The organism is Mammaliicoccus fleurettii, from assembly GCF_003970575.1.
Lineage (GTDB): Bacteria > Bacillota > Bacilli > Staphylococcales > Staphylococcaceae > Mammaliicoccus > Mammaliicoccus fleurettii.
On the sequence record NZ_RXWZ01000221.1, the window covers coordinates 839 to 1,583 of the forward strand.

Below are 745 nucleotides of genomic sequence, written 5' to 3' on the forward strand. Positions count from 1 at the left end.
ATATTAGTTTTCGGTTCTTCATTATGCTGTTTAGTTAAACTATTTTTTATCCAAAAGTCATTAATACCGTTAGGAATCACTACAGACTTATTAAATATGGACTGTCTTTCTTTGCTTTTAAATAGTTCATTTATTGTTCTTTCCTCATACATTTTGGATAGAAATATAATTTTAGAAGAATTTCTCAATATTTTTTTTCCTATATGTCTTAAATGTTTATAATATTTCATAAAATAGTTCAAGTCTGTATTTCGAACTGTAATAATATATGGCTTACCAGATTTGTATGCCCAATAACCATCTGAAAATAAAGTATGTGCGTGAATAATATCAAAATTATTAAAATCAACAGAATTACTATTCAACCATTTCTTTATTTTTTTTTGTTTTTTAAAATACAAAAACCTATCACTTTTGTTGAAAATCTTATCGTTAATCAAAAATTCCGTACCATATTTAACATTTTCACTTATTGGATACGTTTCGTGTATTTTTCTAGGCATTACAATTGTGTTCTCATGAAATACATTCAATCTTGAAATCATTTCACTATATAAAGGTGTGTGCAAGTAGTTACAATTTATATGTAAAATATTCATTTTATCTCTCATTTCTTTTTTTATTTGGTATTATAAACCAACAAAATATTATAAATACTATTAACCCATGTGTAATTAAGAGTGTTTCAATAAATGAGGTATTAATTATATAAATATATACAAACAACATGCCGAAATATCTATTA

The 745-nt window shown here is 23.9% G+C and carries 1 protein-coding gene; it reads right to left on the reverse strand.

All coding sequences use genetic code 11. The features are described 5' to 3' along the window. Window positions 1-599 (reverse strand): glycosyltransferase (locus CD129_RS13535; protein WP_256681920.1); only part of this gene is annotated, 599 nt, incomplete at its 3' end. Between the last annotated feature and the right edge of the window lie 146 nt (window positions 600-745).